Origin of the sequence: Chryseobacterium jejuense (assembly GCF_900100075.1) — a bacterium.
GTDB lineage: Bacteria > Bacteroidota > Bacteroidia > Flavobacteriales > Weeksellaceae > Chryseobacterium > Chryseobacterium jejuense.
In genome coordinates, this window is sequence record NZ_FNEG01000001.1 from 161,027 (window position 1) to 183,502 (window position 22,476).

20 protein-coding genes are annotated in these 22,476 nt (G+C 36.7%); 17 read left to right on the forward strand and 3 right to left on the reverse strand.

Going from position 1 to position 22,476, the window contains the following annotated elements; translation table 11 throughout:
* Positions 1-89 precede the first annotated feature (89 nt).
* The 6 genes from BLS98_RS00760 to BLS98_RS23770 all read left to right on the forward strand — a co-directional run bounded on the left by BLS98_RS00760 (position 90) and on the right by BLS98_RS23770 (position 7,274).
* Positions 90-542, forward strand: coding sequence for an SRPBCC family protein (locus tag BLS98_RS00760; protein WP_089732626.1), 453 nt, complete (start codon positions 90-92; stop codon positions 540-542).
* 328 nt (positions 543-870) lie between these two features.
* Complete coding sequence (locus tag BLS98_RS00765; protein WP_111994855.1) at positions 871-1,203, forward strand: hypothetical protein; 333 nt, start codon at positions 871-873, stop codon at positions 1,201-1,203.
* A gap of 59 nt (positions 1,204-1,262) precedes the next feature.
* Positions 1,263-2,351, forward strand: coding sequence for an efflux RND transporter periplasmic adaptor subunit (locus BLS98_RS00770; RefSeq protein WP_089732630.1), 1,089 nt, complete (start codon positions 1,263-1,265; stop codon positions 2,349-2,351).
* A 28-nt stretch (positions 2,352-2,379) separates the two neighbouring features.
* A complete protein-coding gene (locus tag BLS98_RS00775; protein ID WP_089732632.1) occupies positions 2,380-5,502 on the forward strand; it encodes an efflux RND transporter permease subunit in 3,123 nt (1,040 codons plus the stop codon).
* The gene (locus BLS98_RS00780; RefSeq protein ID WP_089732634.1) at positions 5,483-6,925 is read left to right on the forward strand and encodes an efflux transporter outer membrane subunit; all 1,443 of its coding nucleotides are present in this window, start codon (positions 5,483-5,485) and stop codon (positions 6,923-6,925) included. Before BLS98_RS00775 ends, BLS98_RS00780 begins: the two co-directional genes overlap by 20 nt.
* A gap of 181 nt (positions 6,926-7,106) precedes the next feature.
* Positions 7,107-7,274, forward strand: a complete 168-nt coding sequence (locus BLS98_RS23770; RefSeq protein ID WP_181575122.1) for a bacteriocin-like protein — start codon at positions 7,107-7,109, stop codon at positions 7,272-7,274.
* A gap of 122 nt (positions 7,275-7,396) precedes the next feature.
* On the opposite strand, the gene BLS98_RS00785 is transcribed toward BLS98_RS23770, so the two are convergent.
* Positions 7,397-7,819 carry a cold shock domain-containing protein gene (locus BLS98_RS00785; protein WP_089732636.1) on the reverse strand — a complete coding sequence of 141 codons (423 nt, stop codon included), beginning with the start codon at positions 7,817-7,819 and terminating at the stop codon, positions 7,397-7,399.
* Between the two features lie 715 nt (positions 7,820-8,534).
* On the opposite strand from BLS98_RS00785, the gene BLS98_RS00790 reads away from it, so the two are divergent.
* Positions 8,535-9,290: an SDR family oxidoreductase gene (locus BLS98_RS00790; protein WP_089732638.1), complete on the forward strand. Its 756-nt coding sequence runs from the start codon at positions 8,535-8,537 to the stop codon at positions 9,288-9,290.
* Positions 9,291-9,362: 72 nt separating this feature from the next.
* Here BLS98_RS00790 and lgt read toward each other — a convergent pair whose 3' ends face one another.
* The gene (gene lgt / locus BLS98_RS00795) at positions 9,363-10,199 is read right to left on the reverse strand and encodes a prolipoprotein diacylglyceryl transferase (protein ID WP_089732640.1); all 837 of its coding nucleotides are present in this window, start codon (positions 10,197-10,199) and stop codon (positions 9,363-9,365) included.
* A 235-nt stretch (positions 10,200-10,434) separates the two neighbouring features.
* On the reverse strand, positions 10,435-11,439 hold the full coding sequence (locus BLS98_RS00800; protein ID WP_089732642.1) for a LacI family DNA-binding transcriptional regulator: 1,005 nt from the start codon (positions 11,437-11,439) through the stop codon (positions 10,435-10,437).
* Positions 11,440-11,602: 163 nt separating this feature from the next.
* Between BLS98_RS00800 and BLS98_RS00805 the strand changes: the two genes are divergently transcribed.
* The 10 genes from BLS98_RS00805 to BLS98_RS00845 all read left to right on the forward strand — a co-directional run bounded on the left by BLS98_RS00805 (position 11,603) and on the right by BLS98_RS00845 (position 22,475).
* Entirely contained in the window at positions 11,603-13,039 is a 1,437-nt protein-coding gene (locus BLS98_RS00805; protein WP_089732644.1) for a mannitol dehydrogenase family protein, read from the forward strand.
* 6 nt (positions 13,040-13,045) lie between these two features.
* Positions 13,046-13,606: an MFS transporter gene (locus BLS98_RS23510; protein WP_228425416.1), complete on the forward strand. Its 561-nt coding sequence runs from the start codon at positions 13,046-13,048 to the stop codon at positions 13,604-13,606.
* Positions 13,536-14,219, forward strand: coding sequence for an MFS transporter (locus BLS98_RS23515; RefSeq protein WP_228425418.1), 684 nt, complete (start codon positions 13,536-13,538; stop codon positions 14,217-14,219). The genes BLS98_RS23510 and BLS98_RS23515 overlap by 71 nt, the downstream gene beginning before the upstream one ends.
* A gap of 85 nt (positions 14,220-14,304) precedes the next feature.
* Positions 14,305-15,030 carry a hypothetical protein gene (locus BLS98_RS00815; protein WP_089732646.1) on the forward strand — a complete coding sequence of 242 codons (726 nt, stop codon included), beginning with the start codon at positions 14,305-14,307 and terminating at the stop codon, positions 15,028-15,030.
* Positions 15,031-15,092: 62 nt separating this feature from the next.
* Complete coding sequence (locus tag BLS98_RS00820; protein ID WP_089732649.1) at positions 15,093-16,013, forward strand: carbohydrate kinase family protein; 921 nt, start codon at positions 15,093-15,095, stop codon at positions 16,011-16,013.
* Positions 16,014-16,092: 79 nt separating this feature from the next.
* Positions 16,093-16,788, forward strand: a complete 696-nt coding sequence (locus BLS98_RS00825) for a VIT1/CCC1 transporter family protein (protein WP_089732651.1) — start codon at positions 16,093-16,095, stop codon at positions 16,786-16,788.
* 210 nt (positions 16,789-16,998) lie between these two features.
* Positions 16,999-17,406: a type VI secretion system tube protein TssD gene (tssD, locus tag BLS98_RS00830; RefSeq protein WP_089732652.1), complete on the forward strand. Its 408-nt coding sequence runs from the start codon at positions 16,999-17,001 to the stop codon at positions 17,404-17,406.
* 248 nt (positions 17,407-17,654) lie between these two features.
* Positions 17,655-19,514, forward strand: coding sequence for a type VI secretion system Vgr family protein (locus BLS98_RS00835; RefSeq protein WP_111994857.1), 1,860 nt, complete (start codon positions 17,655-17,657; stop codon positions 19,512-19,514).
* Between the two features lie 55 nt (positions 19,515-19,569).
* Complete coding sequence (locus BLS98_RS00840) at positions 19,570-20,652, forward strand: DUF2931 family protein (protein ID WP_167356144.1); 1,083 nt, start codon at positions 19,570-19,572, stop codon at positions 20,650-20,652.
* An 11-nt stretch (positions 20,653-20,663) separates the two neighbouring features.
* Positions 20,664-22,475 (forward strand): phospholipase effector Tle1 domain-containing protein, encoded by a 1,812-nt coding sequence (locus BLS98_RS00845; RefSeq protein ID WP_089732657.1) that lies wholly within the window; start codon positions 20,664-20,666, stop codon positions 22,473-22,475.
* Position 22,476: the final 1 nt, after the last annotated feature.

A 22,476-nucleotide genomic window follows, 5' to 3' on the forward strand; every position in this document is an offset into this window, starting at 1 on the left:
TACCTATTTGTACTATTGCTTTATCATCAATAGAACGAAAATTCAACAAAGCCTGTTTTGCTGTGGATGTATAATTAAAAAGAAGTAAGATGAAACATAAGCTTTTTCGTGAGCAACAATTAAACTGTGATATTGAAACTGCCTGGAAATTCTTTTCCTCAGCCAATAATCTTTCGGAAATTACACCGAAGGACATGGGATTTACCGTATTGACAAAAATGGCAGATGATGAAATTTATGCAGGAATGCTCATTGATTACTCCATTTCTCCATTATTTGGAATTAAAATGAAATGGCAGACTGAAATTACCCATGTAGATTTTCAGAAAAGCTTTATCGATTACCAAAGAAAAGGGCCTTATAAACTCTGGAATCACCACCACGAGTTTATTCCCAATGATGAAGGCGTTCTAATGAGAGATACCATCGATTATGAACTTCCCATGGGATTTTTAGGCGAAATTGCTCATTCTTTGTTCGTAAAAAACAAACTGGAATACATCTTTGATTATCGCTTTAGAGTGCTGAGCAGGTTGTTTTAAAATAATCTCGACTGTTGTTCACTCCCTATCATTCTGACGAAGGAAGAATCTCATTACTTGTTTTATAGATTCTTCACTCTACTTCTGAACTGCGTTCGCAGACCTTCAGTCTGTATTCAGAATGAAAACAAATATTCATTCTTTGTTATGCCGCAAGAATCTTTAAATTTTTGTTCTTATAAAATGCCAAAGATTCCAGTAACTAAAAAAAACGTGATTTTATCAGCATTGTTTAAGTTTTTTTAACAGTTAAAAAAACTGTTTTCGGGCAAAAATTCCTATTTTTGCAACACTATCGTTTTTACTAAAAACAAGTATTCTGATTGACATGGCAGGTCTGAGGTCACTTTTCTATTTCTATATCATAATGGTTTTTACCCTTTTCAATTCGAATTGGGCGGAAACATCATTACAGAATATTCCTCATGTTCCTCATGTAACCAATATCCATTTGCTGGATGTTTACGAAGAAGCAGATATGAACACGCATGCATTGTTTGCTGCTTCTAAAGTCGTAAAACATTCAGTTCGTAAAGACGACCCTGCAGTGGGAGATTTCTCAGCAGCTTTAAAAATTGCTCCGAAAATTACTCTTCCTGATATTGCAGTTTCCATTATTTGTGGAGTTAAATCCTTTCTCCATCTTCTCCAGTTGTACTAGTTTAAGGTATTGAATTTCAATTTATTTTAACGAAAATTTTATAACTTAAACATTCAGGAATGTATTTAAAAAATGTAATAATTTGCAGCTTTGCAATATTATTCGCTGTGTCATGTAATAAAGACAAGAAAAAAGATAATCAAAAAGAAAAAGAAGTTCCCATACTGGAAATCAAGGAAAAAGATACCTTGGTAAGCAATCAGTTTGTGACCGATATTCAGGCTAAGAAGAATGTTGAGATGCGTTCCAGAATTGGTGGAATTATTCAGCATATTTATGTTAATGAAGGACAGTTTGTTCATCAGGGACAGCCTTTATTTAAAATCAATGATGCTGAATTGCAGATGGAGCTTTTAAAAGCCAATGCTGCTTTGAAGCAAACCCAGGCTGATGTCCGTATTGCTGAAGTAGAACTGAAACAGATTCAAAGTCTTCATGCTAAAAAATTTGTGGCCAATAATGAACTGGAGTTGGTAAAAGCTAAACTTTCATCCGCCCAGGCAAAACATGCTTTTGCAGAGGCAGAAAGAAGTGCTGTGCTTCAAAAGATCAGTTTCACAAAAATTACAGCCCCTTTTGATGGAGTAATAGACGTTATTCCTCTTAAAGACGGAAGTTTGGTGGAAAATGGAACTTTATTAACAACTTTATCGCAGCTTAATGAAGTTTATGCCTACTTTTCAATCCCGGAAAACCTTTATTTTGAACTTTTAGCCAATGATAAGATAGGAAGTCATCAGAAAATTGAATTAACGCTGCCAAACGGTGTGAATTATCAGTTTAATGGAGCTTTAAAAACCGCTGAAGGAGAAATCGACAGAACTACGGGATCTATCCGATATAAAGTTCTTTTCCCGAACCCTGACCGTCTGATTAAGCACGGTACATCAGGTAAACTTATCATTTCCGAAAATCAGGATAATGCAATTCTTATTCCGCAAAAATCAACATTCTCCATTCAGGATAAAACTTATGTTTTTGTAGTGGATAAGCAGAATAAAGTGAAAATGACAAACATCAAGATCGGAGCCACTCTGAGGGATTCCTATATGGTGGAAAGCGGTCTTAAAAAAGGAGATTTAATCATTTATGAAGGTACTCAGTCCTTAAAGGATGGTGATATTATTAAAATCAAAAAGAAGTATTAACCTTTCATAATCTTTAAATCAACTTATTATGGTAGAGATGTTTATAAGACGAAAGGTTCTTTCGTTAGTTATTTCTATAGTGTTTGTATTGCTGGGAATTATGGCGCTATTAAAGATGCCGATTACCCAGTTTCCAGATATTGTACCGCCTTCAGTAACAGTAACAGCAAAATATACCGGTGCCAATGCTGAGGTATCCGCCAATGCAGTTGCTCTTCCACTGGAGCGGGCCATTAACGGAGTTCCTGGAATGACGTATATGTCGACGGTAACTTCCAATGACGGACTTACCCTGATCCAGGTTTTCTTTGAAGTAGGAACAGATCCGGATGTAGCGGCAGTGAACGTTCAGAACAGGGTAACAACCATTCTTGATGAACTTCCGGAAGAAGTAATTCGTGCCGGAGTAACTACTGAAAAGGAGGTGAACAGTATGCTGATGTACCTTAACATTACGAGTACAGATCCCAGTCAGGATGAGCAGTTCATTTATAACTTTACAGATATTAACGTTCTTCAGGAACTGAAACGTATTGATGGAGTAGGACGAGCAGAAATTATGGGTCAGAAAGAATATTCGATGAGGATATGGCTTGATCCGCAGAAGATGGCAGCTTATAATATTTCAGCAGATGAAGTCATTACTTCGTTGCAAAAACAGAATATTTCGGCAGCACCCGGAAAAGTTGGAGAAACGTCCGGAAAAACTTCCAGTCAGCTTCAATATGTAATCAAATATAAAGGAAAATTCTTTGAACCTAAGCAATATGAAGAAGTACCAATCAGATCAGATGTAGATGGAACAATTCTAAAGCTTAAAGATATTGCTAAAGTAGAATTCGGAGCAATGAACTACGGAATGGTTTCCAAAACAGATGGAAGACCTTCCGCATCCATTATGATGAAGCAGCGTCCCGGTTCCAATGCTTCTGAAGTAATTGAAAGCGTAAAAGCTAAAATGGAAGAATTAAAAGGTACTTCATTTCCACCAGGAATGGAATTTAATATGGCCTACGATGTTTCCAGATTCCTTGATGCTTCTATCAGTGCAGTATTAACAACGCTTATCGAAGCCTTTATTCTGGTAGGGATTGTAGTATTTATCTTTCTTCAGGACTGGCGTTCTACTTTGATTCCTGTATTGGCTGTTCCCGTGGCATTGATAGGAACCTTTGCCTTTATGAATATGCTGGATTTCTCTGTAAACCTGTTGACATTATTTGCTTTGGTGTTGGCCATTGGAATTGTGGTGGATAATGCCATTGTCGTCGTTGAAGCCGTCCACGTAAAAATGGAAGAAGGTATGAACGCGATGGATGCTACCATTACTGCGACAAAAGAAATTGCAGGAGCAGTAATAGCGATTACCATTGTAATGTCTGCTGTATTTATTCCGGTGGCGTTTCTGGATGGGCCGGTAGGTGTATTTTACCGTCAGTTTTCATTAACGCTGGCGATTAGTATTGTTATTTCAGGGGTGAATGCATTAACGCTTACTCCGGCATTGTGTGCGATTATTTTAAAGCCACACGATCACAATAAAAAGAAAACGATCATTGACAGAGCTTTTCAAAGCTTCAATACCGGTTTTGAAAGACTAACGAATGGTTATGTAGGAATTTTATCAAAATTTGCAACAAGAACTACGGTTACTTTTGGTTTGTTATTCCTGTTCATTGGGCTAACGTTTGTAACCAGTAAGTTCCTTCCAACCGGATTTATCCCAATGGAGGACCAGGGAATGGTATATGTAAGTGTAACCACTCCACAGGGAGCAACGGTAGAAAGAACAGAAAAGGTATTGGATGAAGTAACGGTTATTGCCAAGAAAATAAATGGAGTTGAAAACGTAACTACGCTGGCTGGATACAGCATTGTGACGGAAATTGCAGGTTCATCCTACGGAATGGCCATGATTAACCTTAAAGACTGGAAAGAAAGATCCATTTCAGTTAACGATCTGATTGCTGAACTTTCAGATAAAACAAAGGGAATAGCTGATGCACAGATTGAAATCTTTGCTCCACCAACCGTTCCCGGATTCGGAAATACGAGTGGTTTTGAATTACGTTTACTGGATAGAACAGGAGGAACTATCGAAAATACCGATAAGATCACCAAGGATTTTGTTAAAAAACTGAATGCATCTCCAGAGTTGCAAAATAACTTTACCAGCTTTGATGCTACCTTCCCGCAATACATGATTAATGTGGATTATGATATGGCTGCAAAGAAAGGGATATCAGTAGATAATGCGATGTCCACCTTGCAAACCATGTTGGGATCTTATTATGCGACCAATTTTATCCGTTTCAGTCAGATGTATAAAGTAATGGTTCAGGCAAGTCCGGAACACAGAGATACCCCTGAAAGTATTCTGAATTTATACCTGAAAAATGATAAAGGGGAAATGGTTCCTTTTTCAACATTCATTACCATTGAAAAAGTATATGGACCTGAAGTATTAACGAGGTACAATATGTATATGTCAGCTATGATTAACGGGGAGCCTGCAGACGGATACAGTTCCGGTGATGCCATTGCTGCAGTAGAGCGTGTTGCTAAAGAAACGCTTCCAAGAGGTTTCGATATTGAATGGTCAGGAATGACAAGAGAAGAAATCTTATCAGGAAATCAAACCGTATATATTTTCCTGATCTGTCTGTTGTTCGTATATCTTTTACTAGCGGCTCAATATGAAAGTTTCCTTCTTCCGATGCCGGTATTATTAAGCCTTCCAACAGGGATCTTCGGGTCTTATATCGCATTGGTACTGGCAGGATTGGATAATAATATTTACGCACAGGTTGCCCTGGTCATGCTGATCGGGCTATTGGCTAAAAATGCTATTCTGATTGTAGAATTTGCAGTAGCCAGAAATAAACAGGGCTATGATATTATACCTGCAGCCATTGAAGGAGCAAGACAGCGTCTGAGACCTATTCTGATGACTTCTTTTGCCTTTGTGGCAGGGCTTATCCCGTTGTGTATTGCATCTGGAGCCGGAGCAATTGGTAACCGTTCCATTGGTACGGCAGCAGCCGGAGGAATGTTGATAGGAACCATCTTCGGATTGGTGGTCATTCCAGGGTTGTATATATTCTTTGCGAAACTTGAAAATAAGAAGAAAGATGAAAAGATTAAATCATAGACATATATTATATGGAATAGCTGCCTTAAGCTTAGTTTCATGTGCTGTTCCAAAGGTTGCAGATATCAAACAGGCCCAGACACTGCCGGAAATACCGGCTAAAACTGTAAGTTCAGAAGAGTTTCAGCAACTTGATCTGAAAGCTTATTTTACCGATGCTCATTTATTGGAGCTTTTTAATAAAGTAGTACAGGCCAATCCTGATTTTCAGATTGCCCAGCAAAGAGTGGAGATTGCCAACAGCTTTCTGCAGAGATCTAAAATGGATCTTTTGCCATCTCTTGAAGTAGGAGCAGAAGCTACCGGAAACCGCTATGGAAAATATACCATGGAAGGCGTGGGGAATTATGATACCAATCTTTCCCCTAATATCACGGAAGAGCAAAAAATTAATCGTGATTTTACTCCCAATTATTGGCTGGGAGCAAGAAGCAGCTGGGAAATTGATGCATGGGGCAAGTTGAAAAATAAGAAAATTGCCGCCCAAAAGAAGTATCTGGCTTCTACAGAAGGGTTGCGATTACTTCAGGTAGAGCTTTTCACCGATATTGCTAACCTCTATTATCAGTTGGTAGCTTTGGATAACCGTTTGGCGATTTATCAGAAAAATTACAATCTTCAGCAGAGAGCTTTTGAAATTGTTCTGGCTCAGCGTGAAGTAGGAAAAGCTACTGAACTTGCCGTACAGCAGTTCAAAGCACAGAATAACAACTGGCTGGCAGAAATAGAACATATCAAAGTAGAGATTGTAACTGTTGAACAGGCCATTACAACTTTAACAGGAAGCTATGGCGGAGAGGTGAAACGCGGTAAAATTCTGATGCCTACCAATATAGATGTTTTAAATAAAACCATTAATGTAGAAGCTGTTATCCACTCAAGACCAGATGTGGCAGCCAATTATTATGTATTGGAAGCTTCCCAGGCAGATGCGAAGGCTGCAAGAGCCGCTTTTTACCCTAAAATTGACCTTGGTGTAGGAATCGGAATGAATTCTTTTTCTGTAGAAACGCTTTTCAAACCAAGTTCGTTGGCGGGGCAGTTATTGGGTGGCTTAATGGTTCCTGTTTTTAATAAAGGCCAGCTGAAATATGAGTTTAAAGTAGCCAGCAAAGAACAGGAGATTGCTTTTTTAAATTACCAGAAGAGCATTACCACGGCATTCAATGAGCTTCAGTCTATTTTGAAGCAGACAAGAATCTATGAAAGGGTTTTAAAATTAAAATCAGAAGAAGTAGGTTTTCTGGATCGTGGAGTTGAGGTTTCCAATGATCTATACCTGACAGGCTATGCGAATTATTTCGAACTGATTAATTCACAGAAAAGTAAACTGACTGCAGAGCTCGATCTGTTACAGTTTCAGCATCAGAATACCAGAAATAATGTTCTGTTATTTAAAGCTTTAGGTGGAAAGTTGAATTAGAAATAACCAATTACTTTTTCGGTTTTGTAAACCGACCATTTTTATTTTTTACGATGAAGAAAGAAGTTGTCTCAGTGCGAGGCAGCTTCTTTTGATTTGATGACAATTATAAAATTTTGTTAAATAACTCCCTGCTAATGGAATATTCTTATATTTACAATTCAATTAAAACTATTTAACTATGAAAAATTTGAAGAAAGTCTCAAGAGAGCAATTGAAAGCTGTGCAAGGTGGTGGAATTATGGATTATCCTAAATGTGGACCTAAAACACAATTAAGATGTTACAGTATTGAACATTGCGATCCTGAGTTTACAGATGGCTGTCCATGTGTTTGCGTTAGAATCTAATTCTGCAAAATCCGGTCTCAACATTGAGACTCTATTAAATAAAAAAAGAGACTGTCTTTAAGACGGTCTCTTTCTGTATCGTTTAAAAACATATCTGCAATATAGTGCAGAATGTGTTTATCTTATTTAACAATCTGAATCTCAACTGCAGAAAATCCTTTTGGAGATTTTTCCTTTTCAAAAGAAACCTTGTTTCCTTTTTTCACCGGTTCTACACAGTTATTATTGTGGAAGAAGATATTTTCTTTAGAGTTATCTTCAGTAATGAAACCATATCCTTTTTCACTAAGGAAAGTAACAATTCCTGTTTTTCTTGGATCTTCTTCAATAATAGGAGCAGCTCCCAATTGAATATCATCAAGATTTACTTCCTGTCTTTGTTCTGGTGGAGTAGAAGTTAACCTTCCGAATTCATCTACATACATGAATACGTCCTCCATACCTTTGTTGTTGTTCGTTTTACGTTCTTCGCGTCTTAGCGCCTTTTCTTTTTGCTTTTGAATTTTTTTCTTGAAATTTTCCTTTTTAGAAAAAGAATCTGCCATAAATTATTTTTAGTATTTAGTTTCTATAAATTGTATTGTTCACTCTGGTCTGCCTTAGACCTTAAAGTCCGTCGATGTTTCCTGTTATAGGGTTTCCTAATCATACAGAGCTTTAAAATTCCGACAAGTATTGTTCTGGGTAGAAAAATAAAAGTTTAAAATATGGCTGCTCAAAAAGCAAAGACTGAATACGTATATTCTAAGTCGTTACAGAAAACAAAGTAGTGACTTTGGTTAATAATATGCAAATATACAATAATAAAATGAATAAAACTGTTTTTAAATGATTGATTATCAGAAATGCTTTTTGTGAAAAATTAACCCGGATGTTCTTATTTACAGAGGAATAAAGCAGCAATGGATGTTTTTTACAAAAAATCCTCAGTAAGCTGAGGATTTAAAAAAAATATATTAAGAATGAAATGGTGTGTGTTAATACGGGTGGGAGAGCATCAAATGCTGTGCCTAAAATTCACTTAAGCTGGAAAAGTTAAGCATCTGTTTAATATTCAAAACTGAATTCAAACTCTATCTATCTGGTAGATAATAGGATATTGAGAGAAATATGTTTGTATAAATTTTTAAATATTTTTCAAGATTTTTTCAGCTCAGGATTGAGTCTTTTGAAATTTTAGGTGAATTCCCGAAAAATTCACCATGTTGAGATAGCTTTTATTGTTCATCTTTGTTTCATCAACAATTAAAAAATAAAAAAATGTCAACACAAAATGTAAATGGAAAAGTTGTTTTAATTGCCGGAGGAGGTAAAAACCTTGGTGGATTACTAAGTAAAGGTTTCGCAGCAAAAGGAGCTAAACTGGCTATACACTATAATAGTGAAAGCTCCAGAGCAGAAAGTGAGAAAACACTGGCAGAAGTTCAAGCACTAGGCGCTGAAGCATTTCTGTTTCAGGGAGATCTTACTAAAGTAGATAATATTGCTAAGCTTTTTGATGAAACCATTTCCCGTTTTGGCGGAGTGGATATTGCGATAAACACAGTAGGAATGGTATTGAAAAAGCCATTTTCAGAAACTACGGAAGCAGAATATGATACCATGTTCAATGTAAATTCTAAATCAGCGTATTTCTTTTTACAGGAAGCTGGTAAAAAAATAAATGACCATGGGAAGATCTGCACAATTGTCACCTCATTACTGGCTGCTTATACAGGATTATATTCTACATATGCAGGAGCAAAAGCACCGGTAGAGCATTTTACAAGAGCTGCTTCTAAAGAATTTGGAGCTAGAGGGATTTCTGTAACGGCTGTGGCACCTGGCCCAATGGATACTCCGTTTTTCTACGGTCAGGAAACAGATGATGCAGTAGCGTATCATAAATCAGCATCAGCATTGGGAGGACTTACTGATATTAAAGATATTGCTCCATTGGTAGAGTTTCTGGTAACTGACGGTTGGTGGATCACAGGACAGACGATCTTTGCGAATGGTGGTTATACAACAAGATAATCAAAGATTCATTTCAACAAAAAACTCACTGAAAATAACTTTCAGTGAGTTTTTTTATTTTTTAAAGAGAAACTATACTGTTTTCATCTTTCTTTTTTCCAATACACTTTTAATAATGAAGAAAAGTCCCAGAAGAACAAAAGGAATACTTAAAAGCTGTCCCATGTTTAAACTCATTGTATGTTCAAATTCTACCTGGTCTACTTTAATAAACTCAATCAGAATCCTCATGATAAAGATTAAAAGGATACTGATCCCGAAATAGAATCCTTTTCCGATTTTAAAGATGTCTTTCTTATAAATAAGATATACAAGAAGGAAAATAATAAAATAGGAAATCGCTTCATAAAGCTGGGCTGGATGCCTCGGAAGATTATCTACCTGATGGAATATAAAAGCCCAAGGAACATCCGTAGGAGTTCCAATGATTTCAGAATTCATAAGATTGGCAAGCCTGATAAATACTCCGGCCAATGGGAGTACAATAGCAATGGCATCTAAAACAGTCATTAATGGGATCTTAAACTTTCTGGAATAGATCAGAAGCATAATCATCAGTCCAATTCCACCACCATGGCTTGCAAGTCCTGCAAAACCGGTAAAGTGATAGGCACCATCCGGCCCTTTCTGGATCGGTAAAAAGATTTCTAGCGGATGTTGGGAATAATAATCAAAATCATAAAAAATACAGTGTCCTAATCTGGCACCCACTAATATTCCGATAAGTGCATACGAAAATAGGGCTTCATGTGCTTGTATACTTAGATTCTCTTTTTTATAAATACTTTTTAAAATATTAAAGCATAAAACAAGACCTGAAAGAAATAACAGGCCATAGTATTTAAGGGAAATCCCTAAAATATTGACGATTTCAGGATTCACATCCCAGTTGATATATAATAAACTCATTGATATTGTTATCGGATTTTACGGATGCAAAGATAGGAAAATAGGATTTTCCAGATAGAACAGGAGTGTTTATAGAGTCTATGGTTTGATTTATAGAGTATTAGATCTTTTTTATAGAAGACATTAGAAGCATGGAATTTTTTTTATTTACTTAGACAGTCTATAAAAACACCAAATTCCAGGAGTAAAAAATGATAACGAAGAGATCCGTTTTATCGTTATTTATAAAGATATTCTAAGTTGAAGCTCTGTACACCAGTTCTGCGTCCATTAGAATAGTTCTGCTTGGGAATGTGCTGTTTTTGATCTTTTCTAATGCCAGTTCTGCGGCAGCTTCACCCATTTTCTCCAATGGCTGCTGCACACTCGTAAGTTGTGGATATACCATTGATGATAGCTCAGTTCCGGAAAAGCTGGCTATAGAAACCTCATCAGGAATACTTACTTTTTGCTCCAGAAGAAAATTCATGGCTCCCATCGCCAGTGTATCACTGAATGCAAAAATACTGTCAAACGGTATATTCCTGCTTAACAGTTGTTTGATAGCTTTCTTTCCATGCTCAAAAGTCATTCCGTCTGTGTGTACAATCAGATTTTCATCAAAAATATTGTATTTCAATAGAATACGTTTGTAACCATTCAGCCTTTCCACCGCATTTTGTATCCCTGTAGGGCCTATTATATGAACGATTCTTTTTCTTCCTGTTTTAATAAGGTATTCAACCATTAATGACGATTTAATATAATCATCAATAATTACTTTTGAAACATCCAGAGATTTATGAGGAATTCTGTCAAAGAATATCATAGGAATTCCTTGCTTCATAATATGCTCATATATATCATTGTTTTGGGTTTCATGGCAAAGATTGATAATAATGGCATCTACGTTAAACTCCTCCATAAGCTGGAGATTTTTCCTTTCAACAAGAGGATCTTCATCAGACTGTGTGATGATGATTCTATACCCAAGAGGATACAGAATATTTTGAATTCCCTTAAGAACTTTCGAGGAAAACGGAGTAATCATTTCTGGTACTACAAATCCTATGGTTTTAGACTGTCCGGATTGTAAATTTAAAGCAGTAAGGTTGGGTTTGTAGCCCAATTTTTCTGCTGCATCCAAAACTCTTTTTCTTGTCTCTTCATTAACATTTTTATCATTAAGAAGCGCTCTGGAGATGGTAGAGGTAGATAATGACAAAAATTTAGAAAGATCTTTAATCGTAATACGTCTCATCCGGCGTGTTTTTTTGCTAAAAATAATAAAAAAATAGGCAATTGGGAACGTTCCCTGATTTTTGGGAACGTTCCCAATTTAAATTTTGTAAAAAAAATATTCAGTTCACTATTTGTTAATATAGATTTAACGAATTGATTAATCTGTTAACAATTTTATAATTATGAGTATTATTTATTATCACTACAATGCTTCTGAAATTCGTTCGGGAATATTGCATATCGGAGTCGGAAATTTCCACAGAGCACATCAACAATTTTATACCAATATACTGTTGAATGATGAGGATCAGAAGAACTGGGGGATTTGCGGAGTATGTTTATTACCTTCAGATGAAAAGATAGTAAAAAATCTAAGAGCCCAGAATCTGAATTATTCCCTCACTGTCTACGGAAGAAATGGAGAAGATGAGGTCTATAAAATAGGTTCATTAAAAGAACTGATCTGGGGAGTTGAAGATCCTGAGGCTGTGGTGAGAAAAATTGCTGACAGTTCCATCAAAATAATCACCTTGACAATCACAGAAGGCGGATATAACCTTGATAAAGAAAGCGGAAAATTTATACTTAATGATGAAAAAATTCAGCATGATTTGAATAAACCTGCCATTCCTGCGACTGTTTTTGGTTTTGTTGCAGAAGGTTTACGTCAAAGAAAAATGCAAGGTGGCGACGGAGTCACTATACTTTCATGTGACAATCTTCAACATAATGGAAATACTGCAAAAAGAGCTTTTATGGCATTTATAGAAGCTCAGGATAAAGACCTGGCAGAATGGGTGGAAGTTCATGTTACTTTCCCCAATAGCATGGTAGATCGAATTACACCCGCTACAACTGCCGAAGATATTGAACGATTGAATAAACAGAATGGAACAAATGATTATGCACCTGTATACTGTGAAGACTTTGCGCAATGGGTTATTGAAGATAATTTTATATCGGGGAGACCTGCCTGGGAAAGAGTGGGAGTAGAATTTACAGATGATGTCACCGCATTTGAAAATATGAAACTGAGTCTGTTGAATGCTTCCCATACCTTATTGTCTTATCCTGCATTCCTGATGGGATACCGCAAAGTAGATCAGGCGATGGAAGATAGAGATCTTGTGAAGTTTATCCGGGATTTTATGGATAAAGATATTACTCCTTTTGTTCCTGCTCCTGAAAATACTGACTTGGAGAAATATAAAGAAACCCTTATCGAACGATTTGCTAACCATAGTGTAAGCGATCAGGTAAGTCGTTTGTGCTTTGATGGGGTTTCAAAATTTCCGGTATATATTATTCCTAATCTTGATAAAATGATAAAGACTGGAGCAGATCTTACGAGACCCGCTTTCCTTATTGCTTCCTACAGGCATTATCTTAAATATAAGACGGATGATCAGGGTAATGTTTTTGAAATAGGAGAGCCTTGGCTCACGGAAAATGATAAACAGTTCGTTAATAGTGAAGAACCACAGGAATTTTTAGAGTTATCTGCTTTTAAAGGTGTTCTTCTGAAAGACTCTGAACAATTTATAAAATTATATAGCCGGTTTGTAGAGGAAATAAAAGATGCAGGGACAGCTTCGGTATTACAGTCAATTATAAAATAATAAGCCATGCAAATAAATCCAAATATAACTTCCTCAGATAATAAAGTGAACAATGCTATATTGCCATTTGTTATCATTACATTTATTTATTTTATTGTGGGTTTTCTGACCACAGTGAATGAACAGCTTCAGGCACCTCTTAAATTTACTTTTCTAAGCCATGCAGGCAGTCTGAAAAATACATTTACCACTTTGATTTCCTTTTTTTTCTTTCTGGGATATCTTCTGAACGGAACATTGGGCAGCAAATGGGTGAATAGGTTTGGATATAAAAACACAATTCTACGAGGGCTTTTATTTATGATTTCCGGACTTTTCATGTATTTATGTTCATCATGGTTCGGAGATCAGTATCCTGAGGCGAAATTCAATATAAAAGATGCTGTTATTCCTTTTGGATTTATCATTTTTGTAATAGGGTCTTACCTAATGGGAACCTCAGCAGCCATTATTCAGGTTGTAGTAAACCCTTCTCATCGTCTGTATATTAATGGTAATGGTCATTACCAAGAGGCTTCATCTTCCCGATCTTGCTCATACAAGAGTTGTGGGAGAAGAAAAACTTGAGAGAAGCATCTGGTCATTCAGACACTTTATACTAGGAGTTTTGGCCATATTTTTTTATGTGGGAACGGAGGTGGCAATAGGCGCTAATATTAATTTATATGCTTTTGAGTTAATGGATTCCGGTCATCCGATCACATTTTTCGGGAAAACAGATATTATTGTAGGCGGAATGGATCTGGGAATTCATGCATTATTGTCTACGTTATATTGGGGTGGTTTTCTTGTAGGAAGGGCTATATCAAGTTTTTTAAGTAAAATTTCTGCAAGAACGCAGTTGATTACCACCACAACCCTTGCCACTATCCTTGCTTTAGTATCCATGATTACACAAAACCTTTGGTTTTTAGTTGCTATAGGCCTTCTTCATTCATCAATGTGGAGCTGTATTTATACACTTTCCATAAAAGGTCTGAATAAATATACCTCAAAAGCTTCCGGAATTTTTATTTCAGCAGTATTTGGTGGAGCTGTCTTTACCCTTATTCAGGGAGGTCTGGCAGATATTTTAGGCTCATGGAGATGGACCTGGTGGCTCACAGTACTCTGCGAATTGCTGATGTTGACTTATGCTCTCTTTGGTTCGCGTATAAGAGAAAAAGACCTTATTCACTAATCATATATTTTTTTTCAATCAATGAATTATCCTGTATGCAATTATCGGATACAGGATAATTATAACCTTAAAAAACACCTTAATCATGTTAAAAATCTATTTATTACTTTTTTCCTTTGCTATTGGGTCTTTTTTAAAAGCACAGGAAGTGCATTCAGCTTTACAGCTTCGAAACAGCCATTTATGGCGGGGAATTGAAGTTTCTGCGGGGCTTATTTATACCGGGGATTTACATTTGGACTACAAAAATTTTTATGCAGGATTCTGGGCCGGTGGTAATGTGGATGGATCTTATAAAGAATTTAATAACTATATAGGATATAAGAATAAACACCTTACTTTAGAATTATGGGATATCTATAATTTTTCACCGGGAGCCACTTACAATAATAGAGAATTTTTTAATTATTCGGCGAAGCAGACCGGGCGCTTTTGGGATTTGAGGTCATACTATACCATAAGTGATACATTTCCCTTAGTGCTCAGTTGGAATACAGTAGTTTTCGGAAGGGACAGAAATAATGAAAATACAGAGAATAAATACTCATCCTTTGTTTCTGGGGAATATCCCGTATATAAAAAAAATGACCTTGAAGTCCGCGGAAGAGTAGGATATGGTTTTACAATAAACAGTAGCGGGGAAAAAAACAATTTTTTTGCTAAAGAATCAGGATTCAATGAGATCAGTCTTATGGTCTCAAAAAGTTTTACCATTCAGGGATACAAAATTCCTATCGGAATATGGGGGATGTGGAATCCGGTCAACAATAATGCATTTCTTCAGTTTTCTGTACAAGCCTATTCATTTTGAATACATAAAACTCAAAAGATTAAAACTTTTATAAAATCAACACATTTAATTACTTTTATATAATGAAAGACAAAAAAAATAAAGCAGTCTGTTTTGGAGAAATTCTTTGGGACATCTTTCCGGGAGAACAAAAAAGAGTAGGTGGAGCCCCTTTTAATGTGGCCTATCATCTTTCCAGAATGGGAATAGATGCCAATATGATAAGCAGCGTCGGCAATGATCAGCTTGGACGTGATTTGCTGGAGAAAATGAAAAACTGGAATATTCCCACAGATCATGTTCAGATCAATACCGAATATCCTACAAGTACAGTGATTGCTACAGTAGATGAACATAATGATGCACACTATGATATAGTAGAAGATGTGGCTTGGGATTTTATTGAAGCAACTAAAGAAAATAAGGAAATTCTCAACTCAACAGATGCTTTAGTATTCGGAACATTGGCGGCAAGAAAAGAAGAGACCAGAAATACATTATTTCAATTGCTTGAGATCAGCCATTATAATGTTTTTGATATCAACCTCAGAGAACCTTATTATGAAGTAGGGATGATTAAAGATTTACTTCATAAGACCCATCTGGCCAAATTCAATAAAGCAGAAATGCGGATGATGCTGGATTTCTTAGGAAAAGATTATACAACAGAAGAGGATGGGATAAAATATTTGCAGGATAAGTTTGATCTTGAAGAGATCATTATTTCCAAAGGAAGTAAAGGAGCTCTTTATGCCAATCAGGATAAGTTTTATTTGTATCCTACCATACCTGTTACAATAAAAGATACGGTAGGAAGTGGCGATTCATTCTTAGCAGGATTCCTTTCCAAGAGATTAGAAAAAGGAAGCTCTGTTCATGAAATTATGACTCAGGCTGTTTCCCTTGGGGCGTTTATTACCTCTCAGGAAGGTGCTTGTCCGGAATATTCCCTTGAAGATTTTATCAGATTCAAAAATGAATATCCTTTATCTGCTTTACGTTAAGTGACAAAAAGCATGATAATTTAAAACGATTCTTGATGAAACATTTGGTAACTTTAGCTTACCATCAAAATCAAGAAATATGCACCATCAACTAGAAAAGCATTATGTTAATAGAGTAGGCTGGCTCCGGGCAGCAGTTTTGGGAGCCAATGACGGATTACTTTCAACAACAAGTATCGTTATTGGCGTTGCAGCAGCGGAACCGGAGCGTCACATTATTATTTTGGCGGCTTTGGCAGGAATGATTGCTGGTGCAATGTCTATGGCTGCCGGAGAATACGTCTCTGTAAGCTCTCAGGAAGATACAGAAAAAGCAGATCTGATCCGGGAACAGCGTGAACTTGAAGAAATGCCGGAAGTAGAACTCCGGGAACTGGCTAAGGTTTACGAAAAAAGAGGCTGTACCAAAGAAACAGCTATGCAAGTGGCTATTGAACTTACCGAACATAACGCATTGGAGGCTCATGCCCGTGATGAGCTTGGGATTAATGAAATAACCCAGGCCAAACCTTTACAGGCTGCCATAGCGTCATTCGGGTCATTTGCAGTAGGAGCATTATTGCCATTTACAGTTTCTCTTGCGGCACCTATCAAACAGATGGTTTACTTTCAATATGGTTTTTCTATTATATTTCTAATGCTTTTAGGAGCAATTTCAGCCAGAGCAGGCGGTTCAAGTATTAAGATTGCTGTATTGAGAATCTGTTTCTGGGGAACAGTAGCTATGGGGATTACTGCATTGGTAGGACATCTTTTTGGAGTGAATATAGCATGATGGGAATTAAGCTTCTAATACTCTGTTTAAAGGGATTTAAGTAATAAGTGTGTGATTTTCAGGGTGTATTTTGCCTAACGGGTGTTAGTCGTAGAAATACTACACTTTTTGAAATTTCCATTTAATTTGTATTGCTGTATTGTAATTAGATCTATATTTGGTGATATAAAACATCAAATCACACAATATTAACGATTAAAATTTACGATCATGGCAGAAAGAAATTCAAGAGGAATTTTAAAATTCAACAACGGAGAAGGACAGAAGTTATTAAAGCTTAACTACAGTGTAGCAAGATCTACAGACGTTTCAGGACGTGTAGCATCAGATCCTTCTAATGCTCTTATCAAAATTACAGTAGAAGCTACAGAAAAATCAGACATTCTGGAAAGCTTACTGAACGGAAAGTACAAACCTACGGTGGGTGAAATTACTTTCAACAAATCTCACGAGGAAGGAACATTAACAACTTTAAAGTGGCAGAACGGTTATGTAATTCAGCACGAAGTAGACTTTGATGCAGTGGATGAAAACAGTATGTATATCACTTTTGTTGTAAGTGCAGAACAAATTGATTTAGGAAACTCTGCTTACCATGGGGCTTGGCCTACAGCGTAAGAAACAGGTCTTTTAAAAAAATCAAGTACATATAAAACAGAATGGTACATTAGATACTGTTCTGTTTTTTTGGCTCTGATAAATAAGTCAGAATCTGGGGGAATCTTCTTGTTAATTTCCTATGATTTTCACAAAAAATTAAGTAAAAGTAGATTTCATATTGTAAAAAATTTATAATTTTATATAAAGGGTATTGTTTTTAGTTTTTTTTTCTGAAAATAAAAACCTGCCAAACACCTTACATTAATATGACTAAAAATATCTCGAATTCCGAAAAGATTTCGGAGAATCATATTCCTGGAATCAACCGTGTGGTGAAGTTGGATATAGTGATTGAAGGTAAAATGCTTAAGCATTTCAAACATTTCCGTTTACAGCAAAGTGTAAAGAAACACCATAATTTTGAACTGACATTGGCTCATGATACCCTGGACGGGGTACAAAATCACGATCTGGAAGAAGCTCAGCAATTTTTAGGAAAACGTTTAACCATAGTTTTTAAATATAAAGATGTAGAAGGAAGTCCCGAAAGAACTTTCGTAGGGGTTATTACAAAAGTAGGATTCAGCCAGGAAAATCATAGTCTTGGAAATATTGTTCTGAAAGGATACAGCCCTACCATTCTTCTGGATGCAGCTCCTCATACCCAAAGTTTTGGTGGTGACCAACCTGTTAATATGGGAATTATTGCCACAGATGTAATAAAACAAGGCATCGAAAGCAGTAAATTTGATGTAAAGGTGAATGCTAAGGCCTCTGCTCAGATTCTTTACAGTTCTCAATACAACGAAACGCACTACAATTATCTTTGCAGAATGGCAGAAGCCTATGGTGAGCAATTCTATTATGACGGAGAAATACTCCATTTTGGCAACATGCCACCACAAAATAAAGCGCTGGAACTGATCTATGGAAGTAATGTTTCAGATATTAATGTAGAAATGAAAGCTGTTCATATCAAACCTCGTTTTTACGGATATAACAGCAGTTCCAATGCTAAACTCACTTCCGGAGAAACCCCTATTAAACATGTAGGAAATCTGGCAAATACAGCTTACCAAAATAATAATAAAATCTTTAAAACCCCATCATTACAGGTTGCACCAATAAAGGCAGCCACTGATATGGATGTGGTCATTTCCCAAACCAGTACGGCAGGAAGCAGAGCTGTAGATGTTTTTACCGTTTCAGGAGGTACCACGATTCCTTTTTTATATCCAGGATGCGTTGCTGATATTAATATGCGGAAAACTGATAGTAATCAAACCTCTTATTTTACCAAATTGATGGTTACAGAAGTTACTCATGAAGTAGATACATTGGGACGTTATGAAGGAAGATTTGAGGCCATAGCATCAGATACAGGATACATTCCAACCCCTGATTTTACGGTGCCTATTGCAGAACCTCAGATTGCAACAGTAATCTCCAATACAGATCCGCTTGGGCAGGGAAGAGTTACCGTAAGATTCGACTGGCAGCTGCATGATACTACTAATTTCATCCGTATGATGGCACCGGATGCCGGTGGTACCGATCAAATCACTCAGAATAGAGGATATGTAGCCATTCCAGAAGTAGGAGATCAGGTGATGGTAGGTTTTGTTCATAATCATCCGGACCGTCCTTTTGTGATGGGTGGAATGTTTCATGGCGGAACTGCTTTAGGCGGCGGTATAGACAATCACTTAAAATCAATCCAAACCAGAAGCGGAATCAGGGTTTTAATGAACGATGCCGAAGGAAGTGTTACCATCATTGATCCGAGTGGTAATAATTATTTTATGGACGGAAAAGGAAATATTACGGTAACCTCTCCTAAAAATATGACCTTCAATGTGGGTGAAAATCTTGATATTAACGTAGGAAATAATATGAGGACAAGTGTTGGCAATGATAACGCAGTGAACATTACCAATAATCATAAATTCATGTCCAAAAATTATAAACAGACCGTAAACGAAAATAAGACGGTTAATATAACAGGTGATCTGAAAGAAACTACATCTACAACTACTCATAAAGCCAAAAACGGAGATATTCTGCTGCAAAGTTCAGGAATAGCTAAAATGCTGGGAAAAATAGATGCCAAGGTAAACAAAGGATAACAATACATACAATTGATGGTATATCGTTTATTTACTGATGACCACCCTATTTACTATGAATAAAATAATAAAGTATTTACTAAGCTTTTTGTTCTTTACCCAGATCTCGTGTCAGGAAAAAAAAGACCATAAAATAACTACACCAATGACGAAATACGAATGGAGTGAAGGAACTTCCGCAGCCTTGGGGTATCCAATGGAAGTCTATAAAGGAGGCATAGACTATGAAGGAGGCGGATGGCTAAGCCTGGATAATGGAATGACTCCAGGCACTTATTCCTGGGGTACTCTCAGTAATGGAATGTCAAATAATTTTAAAGGTCTTCCTATCCGTTTGGATTTCATCTGGATGTCTTATATGGAGAATCAGTTTTATCTTATTGATAAAGCGGTTGATACGGATAAGATCAGGGAATATTTAAAAAAAGGATTTGATGTTAAGGTCACCAATGGAAGTGGTGATATTGAACATATGACATACGATAAATTTGGTATCGGACTAGCTCCTGGAGGAGTGGTGGTAGTTTGGGTAGCAGGAATAGGGTATCAAAAAGAAATAGGAAGATACCAGGCCGAGAAAGTAAAGATCCCTGAATCTGAAATAGCAAAGTTAGACAGTCATGAGAACCGCTTCTGGAGAAAGGATTATCTGGATATGGTTCATAGCCGGGAACAAATTATTCCTGCAAAAGTAAGAGAGGAAAACAAAGGAAAACCCATTCCGTTCGGACTTTGGGATACCTATAGAACGCGATACAGCTGGAAACTGGCTTTTGAGCTTCCGGAAAAAGCAAAATTATATCCTCTGGCGAATGTAAAACTCACTACCATTAATGGAGAAAGAGAACAGTTTGAAACGACTAAACCTCCATTATCTCAAAACGAAATGAGAGCAATACCCACAAAAATTGTATTTGATTTCGTGGGAGCGGATGGAAAAGAATATGGTGGTGAATGCTCTTTAAACGAAAAATCAAGCTTTGAAGCATTTAAAACTGTATTTGGCGATACTCCAAATTCAACCAAGGCAGATATTATTGTAAAAGTAAACGAAGCCAATAGCTATTTAACCATAAAACTGAAAGGTGAAAATGGTAAAGAAGCTTTCATAAAGGCTGATAGCATAGAAGTTTTTTAAACACAAAAATTATGGGAAAGACTTTTGTATACAACACAGGGAATGCAAAACCTCCTATTGATGAAATTCATCTTGAAATAGGAGTCTTTTTCGATGGTACTTTAAATAGCCTGAATAATACGCAACTACGGGAGAAATACAGAGATGGTAAAAATAAAATCTTACGAACAGATTCTGAAGATAAAATGCTGGAAAAGGAAGAGGCTATAAAGGAAACGAGAAAAAAACAGGAAGAAGAATTTGAAAATTTAAAAGATGATGACAATTCCGAATATGCCCAGTTTCTCAGAGGCAGCCATAGAGGATGGCTGGATAGTCAGGGAGTAGATAACAGTTATAGTAACGACAGTACTAATGTTGCCAGAATGTATAAAAGCTGTGAACAATATAAATACGGCGTATATGTAGAAGGAATAGGTACCATGGATAATGACAGAGATGTAGATGATGGGTTTCAGTATGGTTCCGGAAAAACAGGAGTAAGAGGAAAAGTAAGAAGAGGTTGTGAAATGGTTGCCACCAGAATTAATAGTCTTCTTCCGGGTGGGAGTTCGAAGAAAAAAATGGTCAGGATTACCATAGATACATTCGGTTTCAGCCGTGGTGCAGCTGCTGCAAGAAACTTTGCGTATGAGATCAATGGCAATAAAAGAGAACAGGATATTGAGATCAAAAAATCAAGGAAAGTAGTAGGATATAAAGAAAGCGGATCCTATGGAAATGATGCCCTTGTCGCTGAATATGAAGATATCTGGATGGATAAAGATAAAACAGAAGTAGATCCGAAATATCTTGTGGATGGAAAACTTCCAAAATTCGGTTTTCTGGGATATTATCTTTTAAGTAAAAAAATATTATCCGTTCAGCAACTTGAAGATCTGGAGCTGGAAGTCCGTTTCATAGGAGTGTACGAGACCGTTTCCTCTTATGAAGAGTTTGGAGATATGGGAACCATGGAAAGAGTAGGATATAGAGGAATATTGCATGCTTCATTAGGCTCAGCCCGTAACTTTGCTGATGACGTAGAGCAATTGCAGCTAAGAAATCCGGGCCCATTCCGTAAAGCAGTTCATTTCACAGCAGAAAATGAGCATCGCGAGAACTTCTCACTAACCACATTTACCTCAAAAGGAGTAAAAGAGCCTAAAGATAATAAACATATTATTGAAAAAGAATTTCCGGGTGTTCACTGTGATATTGGCGGAGCTTACGAAAACGGAACTGAAGAGGTGGATGAAATTGAAACCTCCAACCACAAATCATTCGGGGCATTACAGGAACGTAGACAACAATTGATTGATGAACATTGGTTCACACCCTCTCAGATTACGATGCATAATACAGCCCTTAATATTCTGTCATTTGGAAGCGCATACCGAAAAATCAGAGGAGTCAGGTTTTTACGAAAAGAATACAGCTATATCCCGCTTCAGTTTATGGAAAAGCTTGGAGAAGGAATTTATGACCATCAATTAATGACAAAAATAGTAAATGATTATCCTATAGATCACGATAAAAACTTAGTAGAAGCGGAGAAGATTCTCAATAAATATGTGTTTGGGAGCGGAGAACCATGGTCATTTATCAGTGATGCTGAACTTAAAAAGGAAAATGAAAGACTTGCTGCTAATGATCCTGTTGAAAGTCCTACAGTTACTATTGAAAATGAACATCCCGTGATGAATATTCCTGAAGTACGTCTTCATGTGAATCCATCACAGAACTTACTACGAACGATAAGAAACAAATACCTCCATTGGTCTGCTAACAGAGACTGGATGGGAATGGATCCCAATAGTGATTATCAAAGAAGAATATATTAAC

Bases quoted from the DNA above. Each gene is read 5' to 3' on its own strand.
- BLS98_RS00760 (WP_089732626.1), top strand. From the start codon at position 90: ATGAAACATAAGCTTTTTCGTGAGCAACAATTAAACTGTGATATTGAA.
- BLS98_RS00765 (WP_111994855.1), top strand. From the start codon at position 871: ATGGCAGGTCTGAGGTCACTTTTCTATTTCTATATCATAATGGTTTTT.
- BLS98_RS00770 (WP_089732630.1), top strand. From the start codon at position 1,263: ATGTATTTAAAAAATGTAATAATTTGCAGCTTTGCAATATTATTCGCT.
- BLS98_RS00775 (WP_089732632.1), top strand. From the start codon at position 2,380: ATGGTAGAGATGTTTATAAGACGAAAGGTTCTTTCGTTAGTTATTTCT.
- BLS98_RS00780 (WP_089732634.1), top strand. From the start codon at position 5,483: ATGAAAAGATTAAATCATAGACATATATTATATGGAATAGCTGCCTTA.
- BLS98_RS23770 (WP_181575122.1), top strand. From the start codon at position 7,107: ATGAAAAATTTGAAGAAAGTCTCAAGAGAGCAATTGAAAGCTGTGCAA.
- BLS98_RS00785 (WP_089732636.1), bottom strand. From the start codon at position 7,819: ATGGCAGATTCTTTTTCTAAAAAGGAAAATTTCAAGAAAAAAATTCAA.
- BLS98_RS00790 (WP_089732638.1), top strand. From the start codon at position 8,535: ATGTCAACACAAAATGTAAATGGAAAAGTTGTTTTAATTGCCGGAGGA.
- lgt (WP_089732640.1), bottom strand. From the start codon at position 10,199: ATGAGTTTATTATATATCAACTGGGATGTGAATCCTGAAATCGTCAAT.
- BLS98_RS00800 (WP_089732642.1), bottom strand. From the start codon at position 11,439: ATGAGACGTATTACGATTAAAGATCTTTCTAAATTTTTGTCATTATCT.
- BLS98_RS00805 (WP_089732644.1), top strand. From the start codon at position 11,603: ATGAGTATTATTTATTATCACTACAATGCTTCTGAAATTCGTTCGGGA.
- BLS98_RS23510 (WP_228425416.1), top strand. From the start codon at position 13,046: ATGCAAATAAATCCAAATATAACTTCCTCAGATAATAAAGTGAACAAT.
- BLS98_RS23515 (WP_228425418.1), top strand. From the start codon at position 13,536: ATGGTCATTACCAAGAGGCTTCATCTTCCCGATCTTGCTCATACAAGA.
- BLS98_RS00815 (WP_089732646.1), top strand. From the start codon at position 14,305: ATGTTAAAAATCTATTTATTACTTTTTTCCTTTGCTATTGGGTCTTTT.
- BLS98_RS00820 (WP_089732649.1), top strand. From the start codon at position 15,093: ATGAAAGACAAAAAAAATAAAGCAGTCTGTTTTGGAGAAATTCTTTGG.
- BLS98_RS00825 (WP_089732651.1), top strand. From the start codon at position 16,093: ATGCACCATCAACTAGAAAAGCATTATGTTAATAGAGTAGGCTGGCTC.
- tssD (WP_089732652.1), top strand. From the start codon at position 16,999: ATGGCAGAAAGAAATTCAAGAGGAATTTTAAAATTCAACAACGGAGAA.
- BLS98_RS00835 (WP_111994857.1), top strand. From the start codon at position 17,655: ATGACTAAAAATATCTCGAATTCCGAAAAGATTTCGGAGAATCATATT.
- BLS98_RS00840 (WP_167356144.1), top strand. From the start codon at position 19,570: ATGAATAAAATAATAAAGTATTTACTAAGCTTTTTGTTCTTTACCCAG.
- BLS98_RS00845 (WP_089732657.1), top strand. From the start codon at position 20,664: ATGGGAAAGACTTTTGTATACAACACAGGGAATGCAAAACCTCCTATT.